Source organism: Thermomonospora echinospora (genome assembly GCF_900108175.1).
GTDB classification, from domain to species: Bacteria; Actinomycetota; Actinomycetes; order Streptosporangiales; family Streptosporangiaceae; genus Thermomonospora; species Thermomonospora echinospora.
Genome location: NZ_FNVO01000032.1, coordinates 19,858 through 35,297 on the forward strand (window position 1 = coordinate 19,858; position 15,440 = coordinate 35,297).

At 70.3% G+C, this 15,440-nt stretch carries 14 protein-coding genes and 1 tRNA gene; 6 read left to right on the plus strand and 9 right to left on the minus strand.

The genetic code is table 11. From position 1 onward, the window contains the following. Positions 1 to 234: 234 nt before the first annotated feature. Positions 235 to 399 carry a hypothetical protein gene (locus tag C4U03_RS40830; RefSeq protein ID WP_160147220.1) on the plus strand — a complete coding sequence of 55 codons (165 nt, stop codon included), beginning with the start codon at positions 235 to 237 and terminating at the stop codon, positions 397 to 399. A gap of 386 nt (positions 400 to 785) precedes the next feature. Here the strand turns inward: C4U03_RS40830 and C4U03_RS36415 are convergent, their stop codons facing one another. Next, complete coding sequence (locus C4U03_RS36415) at positions 786 to 983, minus strand: hypothetical protein (RefSeq protein WP_103944357.1); 198 nt, start codon at positions 981 to 983, stop codon at positions 786 to 788. Further along, entirely contained in the window at positions 980 to 2,908 is a 1,929-nt protein-coding gene (locus C4U03_RS36420) for an amidase (protein ID WP_146087658.1), read from the minus strand. Before C4U03_RS36420 ends, C4U03_RS36415 begins: the two co-directional genes overlap by 4 nt. Before the next feature lie 623 nt (positions 2,909 to 3,531). On the opposite strand from C4U03_RS36420, the gene C4U03_RS36425 reads away from it, so the two are divergent. Both C4U03_RS36425 and C4U03_RS36430 read left to right on the plus strand, forming a co-directional pair. After that, positions 3,532 to 3,795 carry an ammonium transporter gene (locus C4U03_RS36425; RefSeq protein WP_103944359.1) on the plus strand — a complete coding sequence of 88 codons (264 nt, stop codon included), beginning with the start codon at positions 3,532 to 3,534 and terminating at the stop codon, positions 3,793 to 3,795. Positions 3,796 to 3,814: 19 nt separating this feature from the next. Further along, a complete protein-coding gene (locus C4U03_RS36430; protein WP_103944360.1) occupies positions 3,815 to 4,510 on the plus strand; it encodes a YoaK family protein in 696 nt (231 codons plus the stop codon). 584 nt (positions 4,511 to 5,094) lie between these two features. Here the strand turns inward: C4U03_RS36430 and C4U03_RS36440 are convergent. Both C4U03_RS36440 and C4U03_RS36445 read right to left on the minus strand, forming a co-directional pair. Next, positions 5,095 to 5,167: transfer RNA gene (locus C4U03_RS36440), tRNA-Arg, on the minus strand. 412 nt (positions 5,168 to 5,579) lie between these two features. Continuing rightward, positions 5,580 to 6,275 carry a histidine phosphatase family protein gene (locus C4U03_RS36445; RefSeq protein ID WP_200827714.1) on the minus strand — a complete coding sequence of 232 codons (696 nt, stop codon included), beginning with the start codon at positions 6,273 to 6,275 and terminating at the stop codon, positions 5,580 to 5,582. A gap of 518 nt (positions 6,276 to 6,793) precedes the next feature. Between C4U03_RS36445 and C4U03_RS36450 the strand changes: the two genes are divergently transcribed. From C4U03_RS36450 to C4U03_RS36460, 3 genes are all read left to right on the plus strand, one after another. Continuing rightward, positions 6,794 to 7,378: a hypothetical protein gene (locus C4U03_RS36450; protein WP_103944361.1), complete on the plus strand. Its 585-nt coding sequence runs from the start codon at positions 6,794 to 6,796 to the stop codon at positions 7,376 to 7,378. Positions 7,379 to 7,510: 132 nt separating this feature from the next. Then, complete coding sequence (locus C4U03_RS40835) at positions 7,511 to 7,759, plus strand: hotdog family protein (RefSeq protein ID WP_160147221.1); 249 nt, start codon at positions 7,511 to 7,513, stop codon at positions 7,757 to 7,759. Positions 7,760 to 8,432: 673 nt separating this feature from the next. Then, positions 8,433 to 9,485 carry a M15 family metallopeptidase gene (locus C4U03_RS36460; RefSeq protein ID WP_103944362.1) on the plus strand — a complete coding sequence of 351 codons (1,053 nt, stop codon included), beginning with the start codon at positions 8,433 to 8,435 and terminating at the stop codon, positions 9,483 to 9,485. Positions 9,486 to 9,556: 71 nt separating this feature from the next. Here C4U03_RS36460 and mscL read toward each other — a convergent pair whose 3' ends face one another. From mscL to C4U03_RS36485, 5 genes are all read right to left on the minus strand, one after another. Next, entirely contained in the window at positions 9,557 to 9,961 is a 405-nt protein-coding gene (gene mscL, locus C4U03_RS36465) for a large conductance mechanosensitive channel protein MscL (protein WP_103944363.1), read from the minus strand. 67 nt (positions 9,962 to 10,028) lie between these two features. Beyond that, positions 10,029 to 11,111, minus strand: a complete 1,083-nt coding sequence (locus tag C4U03_RS36470; protein ID WP_103944364.1) for an SAF domain-containing protein — start codon at positions 11,109 to 11,111, stop codon at positions 10,029 to 10,031. Between the two features lie 229 nt (positions 11,112 to 11,340). Continuing rightward, positions 11,341 to 12,150 (minus strand): S-methyl-5'-thioadenosine phosphorylase, encoded by an 810-nt coding sequence (locus C4U03_RS36475; RefSeq protein ID WP_103944365.1) that lies wholly within the window; start codon positions 12,148 to 12,150, stop codon positions 11,341 to 11,343. Positions 12,151 to 12,220: 70 nt separating this feature from the next. Then, entirely contained in the window at positions 12,221 to 12,598 is a 378-nt protein-coding gene (locus tag C4U03_RS36480) for a cupin domain-containing protein (protein ID WP_103944366.1), read from the minus strand. Between the two features lie 112 nt (positions 12,599 to 12,710). Next, positions 12,711 to 14,855: an MMPL family transporter gene (locus C4U03_RS36485; RefSeq protein ID WP_103944367.1), complete on the minus strand. Its 2,145-nt coding sequence runs from the start codon at positions 14,853 to 14,855 to the stop codon at positions 12,711 to 12,713. Positions 14,856 to 15,440: the final 585 nt, after the last annotated feature.

The window sequence follows — 15,440 nt, forward strand, 5'->3', positions numbered from 1 at the left end:
ACGGCGGCTGAGCTGTGTTCGCCGGAGCCCTGTCGGTTCGTCGGGAGCCCTGCCGGCGAACGGATCCGCCTACCCGGTGTACGGTGAGCCGCCCGGAAGACATTAATGTCTTGGCAACAAGCACTTTACGGAACCAGGGCCGCCCCTTTGGGAGGCTTTTCAGACGTTCCGCGTTAAATCGGAGGAACACGCCGCAATACCGCGGACACATCCATCCAGGAGGTAACAAGCACAATGAACGCGTCACTGGCCAACCCCCGTCGTACGAGGATCGACGCCTGGCCCAAGCCGCCGCAGGCCGAGGACCCCGCGACGCGGCGCCCCGACTGGCTCAACGGCTCCGTCCCGCACACCCCGGCCGAGCCGATCAACGGTGTGCCAGTGGCCGACCGGTCGTAGTACGGCGGCCGGGCACGTCGACCAGCACGTGCTCGACTGAGCCTCTCGACTGGAACATGTGCGCGGGCGGCGGCTGGTCCAAGCCTCGCCGCCGCCCGCTCTCCTCCGAAAGGGAGGAGTCCGTGATGCTCCGGACCGGCACCGTTATCCTTCCCACCCCATCGGCCGAGTTCACGTACTCGCGACCGAAGACCTCGCGCCGGCCCGCACCCGTCATTGCGGGAACCGGCCGAATCGTCACGCGGTGAGGGTGGCGCCGAGTCACCGGTCCTGAGGTGAGCCGAGCAGGGTGCCGGCCCCGCCCGACGATGCGCGGCCGGATCTACGTACCGCCGGGGGCACGCCGCTGGGTGGCCGGTCCGGCCCCGGGCGTGGGGCCGGGCGGATCAGCGGGTGGACGGGTTCGGGGTGTCGATCAGTTCGTCGTCCGGGTCGTGGGGGAGGAAAGAGGTCCCCAGCTTCGCCGTCCAGCCGACCGTCAGCAGTCTGCCGTAGTGGTCGGCCGGGTCCTGCGGGAGGAAGCCGATGTTGACCGGCGCCCCGTAGGCGACGGTGAGGAAGGGGGAGGGAACGTTGAGACTCACTGCAGCGCCTTCCTAATGTCCTCCTCGCCGAGGAGCGGGTCGTTGCTGGGGCCGCTCTCGGTCTCGGCCGTCATGGAGCGCTGCCTGGGCGCCGCGGAGGCCGGCGGCGGCGTGGGGTCGGCCGGGGTCGCGTTGTGATGCTCCGGATGACGCGCCTGGTAGTCGATCATCGCCTGGGTGATCTCGGCCTCGGCGAAGCGCGGCCCCCAGAACTGCGCGGACACCGGCAGGCCCTGCACCTGGCCGACCGGGAAGCTGACCATCGGCCAGCCGAGCGCGTTCGGCACCTGGTAGTACGCGCGGTAGACCGGGAAGCCGGTCCCGCCCGACCGCAGCCCGATCACGTCCCCGAGAGACAGTACGAGCATGAAGTCGACGTCGTGGTCGCGCAGCGCCTTGGTGTAGTTGGCGATCAGGGTCCGGCGCCGCTGCTCGCCCTCGTACCGCACGGCGGCCGGGATGCCGCCGTAGAACCGGTCGGCGCTGGCCAGGCTGGCGCTCGACTCGCCTGGCCCCCGCCGGCCGTACTGACTGGTCAACGTGGCCACCGCCGACTCGGCCGGGATGCCGCTCTCGCAGAAGTCGGCGACCGCCTTCGCGTAGCGGACCTCGTACCGGTTGGCGTTGACCACCGCGGCGGACGGCGACACGGGCGAGCCGTCCACGGTGGCCAGCACGTCGGAGGAGGAGAAGTACGGGTTCTGCTTAGGGTCGGTCATGTCCAGGCCGGGGAACTCCTTGACCGTGGCGCCCAGCGCGCGCAACTCGCCGACGAGCCGGTTGAAGACCGCCAAATGGCCGGCGCCGTACGTGGACTGCGGGCTGACTCCGGTCTTGATGCCGGAGCCGACCCGCATCCAGTCGGTCTGCGGGATGCCGATGGTCAGGCCCCGCAGCGGCTTCGACCCGGGGCGCGGGCCGAACGGAATCTGCGGGAACGGGTTCGGCGCCGCGAGGGTCTGCGGGTCGTTGACCGCGTCCGGTCCGAGGATGGTGGCCAGGATCAGCGCGACGTCGCGCGCGCTGCGCCCCATCGGGCCGAGCACGTCGTAGGCGGGCGACAGCGGCATGACCCCGGCGATCGACACGGTGCCGAGCGAGGGTTTGATGCCGGTGGCCCCGTTGGCCGCCGACGGCATGATGATGCTGCCGCCGGTCTCCTCCCCGAGGCAGGCCGCCGCGAGCCGGGCGACGGGTGCGACGCCCGACCCCTGGCTCGATCCGCCGGGGACGTGCGCGACGTTCCAGGCGTTGCCCGCGAAGGTCCCGGTGATGGATCCGGAGAAGGCCGAGCAGATCGTGTGGCCGAGCAGGACCACCCCGGCCGCGCGCAGCCGGGCCACCGCGGTCGCGTCCTGGAGGGCGACGTTCCCGGTGAAGGCCTGGCTCCCGTTCTTGGTTTGGAAGCCCTTGATGCCGACCGAGTCCTTGATGCCCATCGGGATGCCGCACAGCAGCGACAGGGGAGTGCGGGAGCGGCGGTAGGCGGCGATCCGCTTGTCGGCCGCCCGCGCGGCGGCGAGCGCCGCCTCCTCATCGACGCGGACGAAGGCGTTGTAGAACCCGGTGTTGGCATAGGTCTCGAACGGGCCGTTGAGCTTGTCGATCCGGTCCAGATACGCCCGGGTCAGCTCGACGCTCGACACCTTGCCGGCCCGCAGCAGCGCCGCCAGCTCGAAGATCTCGTAGTCGACCAGCCGCGGGCGCTTCGGGATGCCCTTCAGCGCGGGCGGGCCGGCCACCCCCGCGCCCGTCCCCGTCCCCGTGCCGGACGGCTTCGGTGCCGGTGCCGCCTCCGCCGCCCTGGCGCCGAAGGTCATGGCCAGTGCCGTCCCCGCGGCCGTGGCGCCCGCACCGCCGATCAAGGCCCGCCGGCTCAGCCCGGCCGGAACGGTGTCCCGCACGCCCGGTTCGACCTTCGTCACGGACCCGTGTTCGTCTCCCACGCACCTACCTCGTCTCTGCCAGGTGGGATGGGGCACTACCGGAAGATCCGAAATGCCCCGTATGCACGGGTGACGGTAAGGATGGGTCGTTTCCTCCGTGTTCGAAGATCGTGACGAAGGCATTTCGGACTACCCGATATGACTACAAGTGTTGATCCGTGACAGCCCGAGGCCGCTGCGTCCGCCCCTCGCACGTCTCCCGGCGCACGCCGCACCACCACCGCCCGCCCGCGACCGGCGGCACACGTCTGCATGGACGAACCTGCATGGCGAACCCGCCCCGCATTGCAGACCGGCCAGACGAGCCTGGACGACCGCCAGGAGAGAAGAGGCCACGGTCACCCCACCGACGCGAACACCGGCGAAGCGGACGCGGCGGCCGGTGGTCCTGTCCCGGCACGCCTTCGCCGGTGAGCTCCACGCGGGAGCCGCCCCCGGAACATCACGGACGATCCAGCCGAAAGAAAACAAAGAATTCGGTGAGGTCGGGGAGGGTGAGACCCGGTGGGGGGAATTTTGCCTAAATTGCTTCGCTGAATGTTTCACATGTCCAGCTGATGCCCATACCTCAATGGTGTTGAACTGAACCCAGGAGTTTGGGCATGAAATATGGGCTGAATATCGGCGATTCTGCATGGGTGCTCGTCAGTTTCGCCATGATACTGCTCATGACACCGGGCCTCGCCCTGTGCTACGGCGGCTCGATCTCCCTGCTGGGCAAACAGATCGTCGCCATCCTCGCCGTCGGCCGCTACGGCTGCGTGCTCACTTACCTCATCGGCAAGGCCGTGGGCGTCCTGTTCGCCTTCCGCCCGAGCGTCCGTGAGGAGGCCGCGGGCCTCGACACCGAACTGCGCATCGGATGAACTCCGTCGGCACGGGGCCGTGACCGGCGGCGGCACGCGGGACGGCGGCCAGACCGACGGGCCCCTGCCGCGCCTGTTCGTCGCGCTCGCCTTCACGACGGGCATGATCGACGCGGTGAGCTTCCTGGATCTCGGTCAGGTCTTCGTCGCCGCCATGACCGGGAACATCATCATCCTCGGCCTCGGCCTGGCCGGCGACGGTACGCCGCTGCCCTCCGCGCTGTCGCTCATGTCTTTCGCGGCGGGAGCGGGCGGCGGTGGCCGCGCCGTCCTGTCGTGGCCCGGGAACCGGCACCGCGGCCTGCTGCTGGCGGTGGGCATCGCGGTCCAGACGGTGCTGGTCTGCGGCGCCTCGGTGCTGGCCTCCCGGTACGGATTCGCCGAACCCTGGGCGCGGTGGCCGATCATCGTGATGCTCGCCTTCTCCCTGGGCTGGGGATACGCGATCGTGCGCGGAATGAAGGTGCTCGACCTGAACACGACGGTCGTCACGACCACGCTCACCGCGCTGTTCGCCGAGCCCGTCGTGCCCGCCAAGCAGAGCCGCAGACTCGTCTCGATCTGCGCGTTGCTGGCCGGCGCCCTGGTCTCGGGCGCACTGCGGCGGGTGCTCTTCCCGGCGGCCCCGCTGTGGACGGCCGTTCTCGTTCTCACCGGATGCACCGTGATCACGTGCGTCGCCGCCAGGCGTTCCGATGCGGAGCGCTGGCGCTGAGGACGCCTTCCCACGGCGGACTCCGGAGACCGAGGACGTCGTGCTCTCCACACCGCAGGGGATCTCGCGTGTCACCGCCTGAGCCGGTCGGGCGCAGGCACCCCCAGCAGCAGTCTGCGGACGGCGTCCCACACCTGCCTGAAGGCGGTTTCGACCTCAGGTGACCGCTCTCCGAGGACACGGGCCCAGGCACCCCGCTCTCCCGGTAGGACACTGGCTCCGGCCCGCAGCCCGGTACGTGCGCATGGCGCTGGGCCGGCTCGCGGACTACAGCAGCCTCCTGCCACCTGCGGTGCGCGCCATCCTGCTCCCCGAGCGGCCCAAGCGGGCAGACCTCATCGCGCCGGCCCACAGTCAAGGGGTTGCCGTCCTCTGGCCGGAGGGCACCGGCTACGGCAGTAGCGACCCCGCCATCCGGCTCTAACCCCTGGCCGCCCAGGCTCGCAGGCGCCGCCAGCTTCGGCACGTATTCGGCACAGGTGGCCGTACGCCGCCGTAGACAGCCGTAGATCACCGGGCACGGCCACGACAGCGCCCTACCGCGTTCCCGCAGGTAGGGCGCTGCTTCGTGCTGCTGGTGAGAGTGCCCCCGGCAGGATTCGAACCTGCGGCACACGGTTTAGGAAACCGTTGCTCTATCCCCTGAGCTACGGGGGCTCGACGCTGGTCAGAGCCTAGCGGACTCGTCCGGCCGTCCGCTGCGTGCGGTGATCATTCCGCACATGGTGCACTGCGCCCGGCCGAGCGCTCCGACGGCTGTCCGTCGTCCTGGTACAGGGTACGCGGTCCACGTCGCTTCCTGCGCAGGGTTATCGGTGTGTCTGCCCTGGCCTGGATGGGCTGAAAGCAGCGTGGTGGCCTGCTGCCCGGCTCCGGCACTGCCTGGCATGACGCCTTCTGATCCGTAGCCACTGGCCACCCTCTGCTCGCGCGCTCTACCCAGCTGGACCCGTGTGCCTCTGTACGGTCAGGTGAGCCGGTGTTGCTGGTACTTCCCGGCTGTACGGCACCTGTGTACACCGCATGCGTCTGGGGGTGTGGCGGGACCGGGCACATGTGAGTTCGGTGCCTAGTCCAGGGCTGCGGAGGAAGCCGTTCCCTGGGCGGTGGACGTGTCTGCGAGGTGGGTCGTGCCGCCGCCGACGACGCGGAATCCGTACGGTCCGCTGGGGCGCCACAGTTCGGTGACGGTGCAGTTGGGGATGTCGCAGGCGCCGTTGAAGTGGCGGAAGCCGCTCATCGCCGTGGCGTCGGGGTCGGTGACCCCGGTGAACAGCGACCAGATCACGGCCTTCATGAAGATGCCGTGCGTGAACACCGCGATCGTGCCCTCCTCGGGGCGGTCGGCGAGCCGGTCCAGGAAGGCGCGGACGCGAGTGATGAGCGCGGTGAAGGACTCGCCGTCGCCGCCGTTGACGTAGGCGGGGTCGGCGCGTTGCCAGTAGGCCTCGGCGAACGGCCGCCGTTGCGCCGTCGTGGTCTGCGCCCCATGCAACCGGCCCAGATAGGTGAACTCCTGAACCGGCCACTCTTCGTAGGGCACCTCGGGAAACCGCTCGACGGTCGGCTCGGCGGTCTGCCGTGCGCGTACGAATGAGGAGCTGACGATCAGCTCGGGCGGCGCGGTGAACGCCGCCGCCGTCCGCGCCGCCTGCTGTCGTCCGAGCGCCGTGAGCGGAGACGCGCCCGGCCCGTTCGTCGGCAACCCGGCGTTCGACTCGCTCTGCCCATGCCGGATCAGCCACACCCGCCGCACGTTGATCATGCTGACAGGCTGACACGTGGGCGCGGCATCGCGAAAGGCCCGGTAGGTGGGGCGAGGACGGCGGGCCGGCCACGGTGAGGGCGTGCTGTGGAAGGCGTACGGGGTGCATCGACGGTGAGCCCATTCCAACCAGGTTCGTGAGCCCTGCGTGGCCGGCGCCGGGACGCCTGGCCTGGCCGTGGAAGCGGCCGGATCCGCAGGCGACGGTGTCGGCCCGGGCGTGTTCGGCGGCCCGTTGACCGGCTAGGGCGGCAAGTGGGAAAGAGCCCAGTGACGGGGCTCGGGTGAACCGGTCGATTTTCAGCTGACCCGCGAAACGAGATCGGTTACGCTGACGCCGCCCATGGAAACCGGTATCCACGGCCAGGCGAAAGCTCCGGCGAGCTTGCGAGTCGAGGCCCGGCATACCGGTTTCGGTCGCCTGCGGACGACGAGCCGGAACACCTGTCACGCGGCTGTCCCAGCGGCTATGGCGAACGAAGCGCGTATCAGTCGCGGTGGCACAAGGGGAGCCTCGTATGCGGAAGATCCCGACCATTTTCGTGCGTGACTGGGACGGTGACCCGAAGCACGTCACTTCCGTCCGCAACCCTGAGTGCGCGTGGGTGTTCGCCGGAGAGGGCATCGCCACCCGGAAGTACGACGGTACTTGCGTGATGTTCGACGGTGAGCGGTGGTGGGCACGGCGGGAGGTCAAGCCCGGAAAGGCCACCCCGGCCGGATTCGTGCTCGTGGAAGAGGACGGCGAGACCGGGAAGAGGGTCGGCTGGGAGCCGATTGCGCAGTCGGGGTTCGCCAAGTTCCACGCCGAAGCCCTCGCAGCCGCCGACCGGCCTGGGGAGGCTCCTTCCGTGTGGGCGCCCGGGACGTACGAGCTGTGCGGCCCGAAGATCAACCGGAACCCGGAGCGCGCCGAGACTCACGTACTGATCAGGCATGCCCTTGCCGAACGGGTGGAGGTGCCCTCGCCGACTTTCGATGGCATCTGCGAGGTCGTGCGGCGGTTGGCCGCAGAGGCGGGCGCCGAAGGGATCGTCTGGCACCACCCGGACGGGCGCATGGCCAAGATCAAGGCCCGTGACTTCCCGGGGAACGGCCACTGATCCGTCGGCTGTGTCGTTTCTGCGCCCATGCCGCGTACGAGTTGCTGAATTGTCGCGGCGGTCTGTTGACCGGCCGGGACGACAAGTCGGAAAGAGTTCACTGAAGCGTTCGTTCAGATAAGCCTGTGCCGCTTGGTCCTGGCCATCGATGTTTCCATCGGCCGTGAGGATCCGGTCCGGGGACTCGGGCTGTGCGTGCACGGGGCGAGTGACCAGGCGCTGGTGGTGATCCATCGCATTGCCGGGATGCTCGGGTGCGTGGTGCACGACTGCTCTTCGGGGGAGATTCTGCGTCCGGGGGACATGGGGACCTGGCATGAGTACCAGCAGTGGCGTGACCGCGCGCTCGGAACTTCCGACAATCGTGAGCCCGGCACCTGACCAGCACAGGTGGGTCTGGGGCGCTGTCGGAGGATTGGGAGCGGTCACAGGGGCGCACAGGAGCGGGCGGGCTGGGCTGGGGTCCTGCTGCAGGAGAACGCGGCGTCATGTGACCGGTGACAGCGGCGGGATGCCGGAGGTGGGGACGCAGGCTGTTTCTTGACGAAGGGCGTCGATACGCTTCCGTGCCGTGACAGGTCGGCATGCGAAAGGTGTGGATCAGCGACGGTTCCCGTCCGCGCGGAGGACGGCGCTGCTCGTCGGGGCCCTGGCCGTCCCCGGGCTGCTGGTCGGGGGAGCGGTGGTGCTGGGGCCGGACTCGGAGCCGCAGGGCGGGCCGCCGCGTGCCATCGCGGAGGCGCAGGTGAAGTCGGCTGGGCCGCGGCCGACGCCGCGGGAGCATCCGACGTTCGGGGAGTACGTCCCGCCGCGGCCGGTGGTGAAGAAGCAGCCGGTGCGGAAGGTGCCGCGGCGGGCGACGAGTCCCCGGCCGCGGCGGTCGGTGCGGCCGCCGCATCCCGAGTGCCCGAAAAGTTGGCGTTACAACCCGTTCCTGCGTCGTTGGTGTGAACGCCGGGGTTACCACGCTGATTGAGTCCGTTACACCCGGTCCATGCTCGAACCTGTAGTAGCGTTCCTGCGATCGACTTCTTGGCTCCCGGAGGACACGTAGGTGCTGATCCCGCGATCAGCGGCGCTGGGCGCGGCTTTCCTGGCGGTGACGCTGCTGGCGCTGGTCTACGCCCCACAGGGCTGGGTACATCGGGCGGCCGCCTGGAGCGTGGCCGATCCCGTCGACGACCTCCGCCGCGAGGCGGACAAGGCGCGTGACGATCTGGAGAAGGCCACCAAGCAGTGGGAGAGCCGTAAGAAGGAGCTGGCCGAGTCTCAGACGAAGCTGCAGGACACTCTCAAGGAGCTGGGCAAGGCCGAGGCGGAGCTGAACCGGATCCGGGCTCCGCTCGCGCGGCTGGCGAACACGGTCTACCAGCATCCGGGAGCCGCCGGATCGCTGGGGATCCTCAACAACGGCGGCTCGGACGCGGCGCTGCGCATGACGGCCGATCTGACCCATATCGCCAGGGGGCAGGAGGCGCTGATCCGGCGGGCCGACGAGCTGCAGGAGCGGTACGAGCGGCTGGCTTCCACCGCGCAGGAGCTGCAGTCGCGCAACGCTGTCGAGCAGACCAGGCTGCAACGGCAGATCCAGACGCTGAAGCAGCGCTCCGCCGAGCTGACCGCACAGCTGACCACCATGCTCGACAAGCTGGAGGTGAGCCGGGAGAAGCGGCTGCTGATGAGCTGCTCGGCAGATCTGGTCGCCGACGCGCGCAAGTATCCCAACGGGCTGGTCCCCTCCAAGTACCTGTGCGATCTGCCACAGAAGGGGGAGCAGCTCCGGGCGGATGCCGCCCGAGGCTTCTACAAGCTGAACGTGGCCTACAAGAAGCAGTTCGGGCGGGACATCTGCGTCACGGACTCGTACCGGAGCCTGGCCGACCAGCAGCGGGTCTACTACCAGCGCCCCGGGTTCGCCGCCGTTCCCGGGCGCAGCAACCACGGGCTGGGTACGGCGGTGGACCTGTGCGGTGGTGTGCAGACCTCCGGATCGACGCAGTTCAACTGGATGGAGGCCAACTCGCGCAAGTACGGGTGGTTCCATCCGAGCTGGGCCTACAGCAATCCGTTCGAGCCCTGGCACTGGGAGTACGGCTCCGAGGGCTGACACGCGGGGCACCGGGCGAAGGCGCGCCGTCCGCCGAAGGCATGCCGGGTGCGGCCCGTCGTGTCCGGGGTTCACAGGACCACTGGTTCGACCTCCGAGGTGCAGAAGCGGCAGCGGGTGGCCTTGTTGGGGATCTCGCCGAAGCAGTACGGGCAGTCGCGCGTGATCGCCTCCTCCTTGCGCTGCAGCAGCGTCAGCAGCTTGGCCACCGGCAGGACGACGAGGAAGTAGACCACCGTGGCGATGATCAGGAAGGAGATCGCCGAGGTGAGGAACACCCCGTAGGGGAACGCGGTGCCGTTGACCGTGAAGCTGAGGGACCGGTAGTCGGGCTGTCCGCCCACCAGCGCGATGAGCGGCGTGATGAAGGCGGTGACGAAGTTGGTGACCAGCGTCCCGAATGCGGCGCCGATGACGACCGCCACCGCCAGCTCGACCAGGTTCCCTCTGAGCAGGAACTTCTTGAAGCCTTCCACCGATGCCTCCAGGAGGTTGATGACCGAAGGGGGTTGAACTATTACCACGCGCGACCACCCCTGTTGATCAATCTCCGACGATCGTGACGGAGAGCCGGGTGCCGGCGGCCCCGGCCAGCGCGGCGGCCTGCTCCCGGCTGGTCGCCAGCACGACCAGCCCTCCCTGCCCACCGGTCTCGGAGTCGTCCCGGAGCACCGCGATCACCGGTACGGCCGCCGCCACCACCCGTGCGTCCGGGAACCTCACGGTGACCGGTGGAAGTCCCCGGACCGCGCGGAAGACCCGATCGCCGACGGGACCGGCCCGCCCGGTGACGCGTTCTCCCAGGTGAACCCGTGCCGCTAGGCCCCAGCCACCGACGCTCTCACCGGTTGCCGGACACGCCCGGCGAGGAAGGCCAAGGCCGGAGGACCTGATGCCGGACTGCTGATATGCGACGGCCCGTCCCAGACCAGATGCGGGGCGAGACGCGCCGACCGGCTGGACGTGGTGATCGCCTGAGCGGACATGGAGCCGACCTCGATCCGGAACGGCCGATGCCTGCGGTGGAGTCTTGGTCCGGTCCGGGGGTGGACCGGCCGGTGTTCGTGGCGGGGCCTCAGTCTGGCCGGGGGAGGGGGTGGCTGGTGTTTGCGGTAGGGCGGCCTCTGGCCGAGGGGTGGATGTGCCGGGGATGTCCGGGACGAAACCGTCCGTGCCGAGGTCGGGCGCGGTGCCGTTGGTGAGGACGTCGACACGGTCTCCGGGGCGCAGGAGCCGGATGGTGGCGGCGTCGGCCACGCGCACCGGGGCGGCGACCACGCCGGGGCCGTACCCCTTCAGAAGGCCGCCGCTGACCAGGCGCGCATCGGTGATGACCTCGCCTCGCCGGATCGGCCCGGTGAGGACCCGCCCGGCGACGCGATCCCGTAGCGCTCCGTCCGGAACGGCGGTGGGCGGGAGCACGACGGAACGTACGTCCTGCCTGCGCAGCGCCGTTCCTCCCGGCAGGTCACGGGCCGCGGCGAGGACCTGGACGCCCGCCGGATCGAGCGGGCGGACGGAGGCCAGGCCGAACGCCACAGAGAGGGCGGCGAGGATCGCTGCGACCGGGCGGCGATGACGTTTTAAACGCGGCAGGCCTTTGCCCGAGGCGGTGCGCTGTTTCACTGCCGTGCTCCCTTCATGGCTTCATGGGTCGGGCGTCGTACGGGTCGTTCGAACCGTCCGGTCGGGGCAGCGCATCCGGCCAGTGGCCGAGACGGCAAGGCGCACGGGCCAGGGTCGACAAGGCGCACGGCCAGGGACGGCAAGGTGCATGGCCAGGGACGGCAAGGTGCGCGGCCGGGCCGGAATCGGGCGCGGGCAGGCCACGCCCTGGGGCGTCACAGTGGTCCGGTCAGGGGAGTTGCAGGGGAAGTTCCATGTCGTCCAGTGCATGCGGGCAGGGGCAGGCGCGGTCGGCGGGGAGGCTCTCGACCAGGGTGGTGACGAGGGTGCGCAGCCGGTCGACGTTGCCGGCGAAGACCCGGAAGACCTCCTCCATGGTGACCCCCTCGCCCTCCTCGATGCCCGCGTCCAGGTCGGTGACGAGGCAGAGCGGGGTGTAGCAGAGGGCCAGCTCGCGGGCGAGGACGGCCTCGGGATGGCCGGTCATGCCGACCAGCGTCCAGCCCTGCGCCGCGTACCACTGTGACTCGGCGCGGGTGGAGAAGCGGGGGCCCTCGATGACGACGAGGGTGCCTCCGTCGACGGGCTCCCAGCCGGCCTTGTGCGCGGTGTCGAGCGCGGTGCGCCGCCCCACCGGGCAGTAGGGGTCGGCGAAGGACAGGTGGATCGCGCCGCCCTCGTCATAGAAGGTCTGCGCCCGGCCGTACGTGCGGTCGACGAGTTGGTCCGGGACGGCCAGCGTGCCGGGGCCGTAGGCGGGCGTCAGCGAGCCGACCGCGCTGGGGGCGATCACCTGGCGGACGCCGAGCGAGCGCAGGGCCCACAGGTTGGCGCGGTAGGGGATCTTGTGCGGGGGATACCGGTGGTCGCGCCCGTGCCGGGGCAGGAAGGCGACCCTGCGGCCGGCGACCGTACCGACCGCGATCGGATCGCTGGGCGGGCCGTAGGGGGTGTCGACGCGCACCTCGTCGAGGCCGTCCAGGAACGAGTAGAAGCCGGAGCCGCCGATGACCCCGATTTCGGCGTTTGCGGTAGTCATGGCGCCGACCCTAGCCAGCGCCCGCACACCCCCGGCAGCCCCGGCGCAAATTGTGGATAACCGTAGGTTCCTACCGCCGGTCTTCGGAGCCCACCCGGTATCCCGGTATGGAGGGCCAGCGCACCGTGAGGACGACGGACTCCTCCTCCGCGTACCAGGAGTGGTCCACGCCCTTGCCCCACACGACGTAGTCGCCCTGCTCGGACAAGGTCACGGTGCGGTGGGGGAACTCCAGGCGGAAGCGTCCGCTGATGAGCACCAGCAGGGCCGTGCGCTCTTCTCCGGTCGTCCACTCCGCACGCTCGTCACCGGGCGGATGCACGCCCCACTTGATCTCGACGGCGTCGCTGTGGCGAAGATCCGAGGGGTCCTTGAAATGCCCCAGCAGCCATCCTCGGTCCAGGGCCGCGTCCGGCCCCGCCTTGCCCACGTACACGCCGTCGTCCATGGATCCGGACGGTAGCAGCCCGCAGCTCACGAGGCCGCCGGGGCCGCCGGGGCCGTGACAAGGGCGACCTCGCAGCGGCGCCGGGCCGCTGCGAGGTCGCCGGGACGCGGGATCAGCCGACGGGTTCGAGGGTCCGCTGACGGCCGTCCTCGTCGAGGCCGGCGGGGGGCTCCCGGCGGGCCAGACGGCTCGGGGCCCAGATGCGGTGGCCCAGGTCGTAGGACAGGGCGGGCAGCAGCAGGGAACGGACGACGATGGTGTCGACCAGCACCCCGAACGCCACTACGAAGCCCATCTCCACCATGCTCACCAGCGGCAGGGTGGCCAGCGCGGCGAACGTGGCGGCCAGCACCAGCCCGGCCGAGGTGATCACGCCGCCGGTGACGGTGAGGCCGCGCAGCACGCCGCGGCGGGTGCCGAGGGCCTGCGACTCCTCGCGCACCCGGTGCATCAGGAAGATGTTGTAGTCCACGCCCAGCGCCACCAGGAAGATGAACGCCAGCAGCGGGAATCCGGCGTCGGCGCCCTCGAAGCCGAAGACGTGCTGGAAGACCAGCCCGCTGGCGCCCAGGGTGGCCAGGAACGACAGCACCACGGTGGCCATCATCAGCAGCGGCGCCACCAGCGCCCGCAGCAGCGCGACCAGGATGGCGAACACCACCACCAGCACGATCGGGATGATCACCAGGTTGTCGCGGGAGGCGGCCCGGTTGATGTCCAGGTTCGTGGCGGTGGTGCCGCCGACCTTGGCGTCGGCGCCGGGGACGGCGTGCACGGCCTCGCGCAGCCGGTCGATGGTGCGCTGGGCGGCCTTGCTGTCGGCGCGGTCGCCCAGCGTCGCCTCGTACTGGACCAGGCCGCCGGCGGTGACCGGCCTGCCGACCTCGGCGACGCCCCGGGTCCCGGAGATCGCCGCGGCCAGCTGCCCGGAGGCGGAGGCGTTGCCGATGACGACGGCCGGGGAGCCGGAGCCTGCCGCGTAGTGCCGGGCGAGGATCTCGCCGCCGACGATCGAGTCCGGCTTGTCGACGAACTGGCCGGCGTCCGACAGGCCCTCGGCCTTGAGCGAGCCGAGGCCGAGCGTCATGCCCACCAGGACGAGCGCGACCACCGCCGCCAGCGTCCGGGGCCGCCGGCCGACCAGGCGGGCGATCCGCGCCCAGACGCCGTGCTCGCGCTCGTAGGCCTCGGGGTCGAGGTACCTGGCGTCGTAGCGGGGCACCAGCGGCCAGAAGACCCACCGGCCGAGAATCACCAGCAGCGCGGGCAGCAGCGTGGTCATCGCCAGCAGCGCGGTGACCACGCCGGCGGCGGCGACCGGGCCCAGCCCCGCGGTGGAGTTCAGGTCGGCGGCCAGCAGGCACAGCAGCCCGAGGCTGACGGTGCCGGCGGAGGCGAGGATCGCCGGGCCGGCGCGGTGCAGCGCGAACGCCATGGCCTCATGCCGGTCGGTGTGGCGGTGCAGTTCCTCGCGGTACCGGGCGACCAGCAGCAGCGCGTAGTCGGTGGCCACCCCGAAGACCAGGACGGTCAGGATGCCGGCGCTCTGCCCGTTGACGGTCAGGTCGGCGTACCGGGCGAGCAGGTAGACCAGGCCTTGCGCCAGGCCCAGCGCGGCGACCGCGCTCAGCACCGGCACCAGCCACAGCACCGGGCTGCGGTAGATGAACAGCAGCAGCACGATCACGACGATCCCGGCGGCCATCAGCAGGAAGCCGTCGAGGGTATCGAACACCTTGAACATGTCGGTGCCGGCGCCGGCCGGGCCGGTGACGTGCGCCTCCAGGCCGGGCGGGCCCCGCTTGACCAGATCGCGGGCGTCGTCGACGGCCTTGATGGGGTCCACGTCCTTGAGCGGGACGATGGTCTGCAGCGCCTGGCCGTCCTTGGCCAGGATCGGTCCCTGGGGCTGCTCGGCGCCCGGCAGCCGGCTCAGCGGCACCAGGTCGGCCTGTGCCTTGGCGCGGTCCTGCGCGGTGATCCCGCCGGGCCGCTGGTAAACGATCACCGCTGGCGTGGTCTCCTCGGCGCGGAACCGTTCCTGCAGCTCGACGACCCGGGTGGACTCGGCGCCGCCGGGCAGCCAGGCGGCGGCGTCGTTCTCCTCCACATCGCCGAGCTTGCCGGCCAGCGGGCCGATCAGGGCCAGCAGGACAAGCCACAGGGCCAGCACGGCCCACTTGGTCCGGCGGCCCGCGGGCAGCCCGGCGAGCCGGGCCCACCGTCCACCCGGGGGCGCCTGGCCTGGAGCGGTCATGATCTCTCCTGACTTGAGATATGTCGCGTGTTGATGGGAGATTCTCTCTGTATCAGAGATTTGTCAAGTACTATCGCGAGTAACCGAGGTCGGTGACGGCGCCGTGCTCAGCTTCTGTGGTGCGGCCCGCCGTGGTCATCGGGGGAGCACCCTGAACTCATCTGGGGTGACCCTGACCGCGTATCAGGGACTACGGCGCTGTGGACGGACCATGGCGCCGGGTGCCGCACATGAGCCGATGGTGCAGGCAGGACGTGCGGGTACGTGTCGTCTAAGGGGAGTGGATGTGGTCTCCGCCTCGCGAAGTAGGCGAAGGGGACGGGATACGGCGTACGTGTCACTGCGGCCGAATCCCGGGCCGGGCCGACGCGAAGAGGCCGGTGACCGGATCCGGCCGGTGCCGCAGCCGCGTACGTCATCGGCGTGCGGCGGCCGCCAGGGGCGCGCCCTCAAGAGGGAAGAGTTCCGCATAGGACACCGCCGCTCACCTGGGTCGCCCTTACCGCTGCTTACAGGACAACTCTGTACGGAACGGGGAGCGAGCACAGTGGTGCCTGAACCCGAAGCAGGGGTGTACCTATCTCC

Bases quoted from the DNA above. Each gene is read 5' to 3' on its own strand.
- C4U03_RS36485 (WP_103944367.1), bottom strand. From the start codon at position 14,855: ATGACCGCTCCAGGCCAGGCGCCCCCGGGTGGACGGTGGGCCCGGCTC.
- C4U03_RS36480 (WP_103944366.1), bottom strand. From the start codon at position 12,598: ATGGACGACGGCGTGTACGTGGGCAAGGCGGGGCCGGACGCGGCCCTG.
- C4U03_RS36475 (WP_103944365.1), bottom strand. From the start codon at position 12,150: ATGACTACCGCAAACGCCGAAATCGGGGTCATCGGCGGCTCCGGCTTC.
- C4U03_RS36445 (WP_200827714.1), bottom strand. From the start codon at position 6,275: ATGATCAACGTGCGGCGGGTGTGGCTGATCCGGCATGGGCAGAGCGAG.
- C4U03_RS40830 (WP_160147220.1), top strand. From the start codon at position 235: ATGAACGCGTCACTGGCCAACCCCCGTCGTACGAGGATCGACGCCTGG.
- C4U03_RS36450 (WP_103944361.1), top strand. From the start codon at position 6,794: ATGCGGAAGATCCCGACCATTTTCGTGCGTGACTGGGACGGTGACCCG.
- C4U03_RS36425 (WP_103944359.1), top strand. From the start codon at position 3,532: ATGAAATATGGGCTGAATATCGGCGATTCTGCATGGGTGCTCGTCAGT.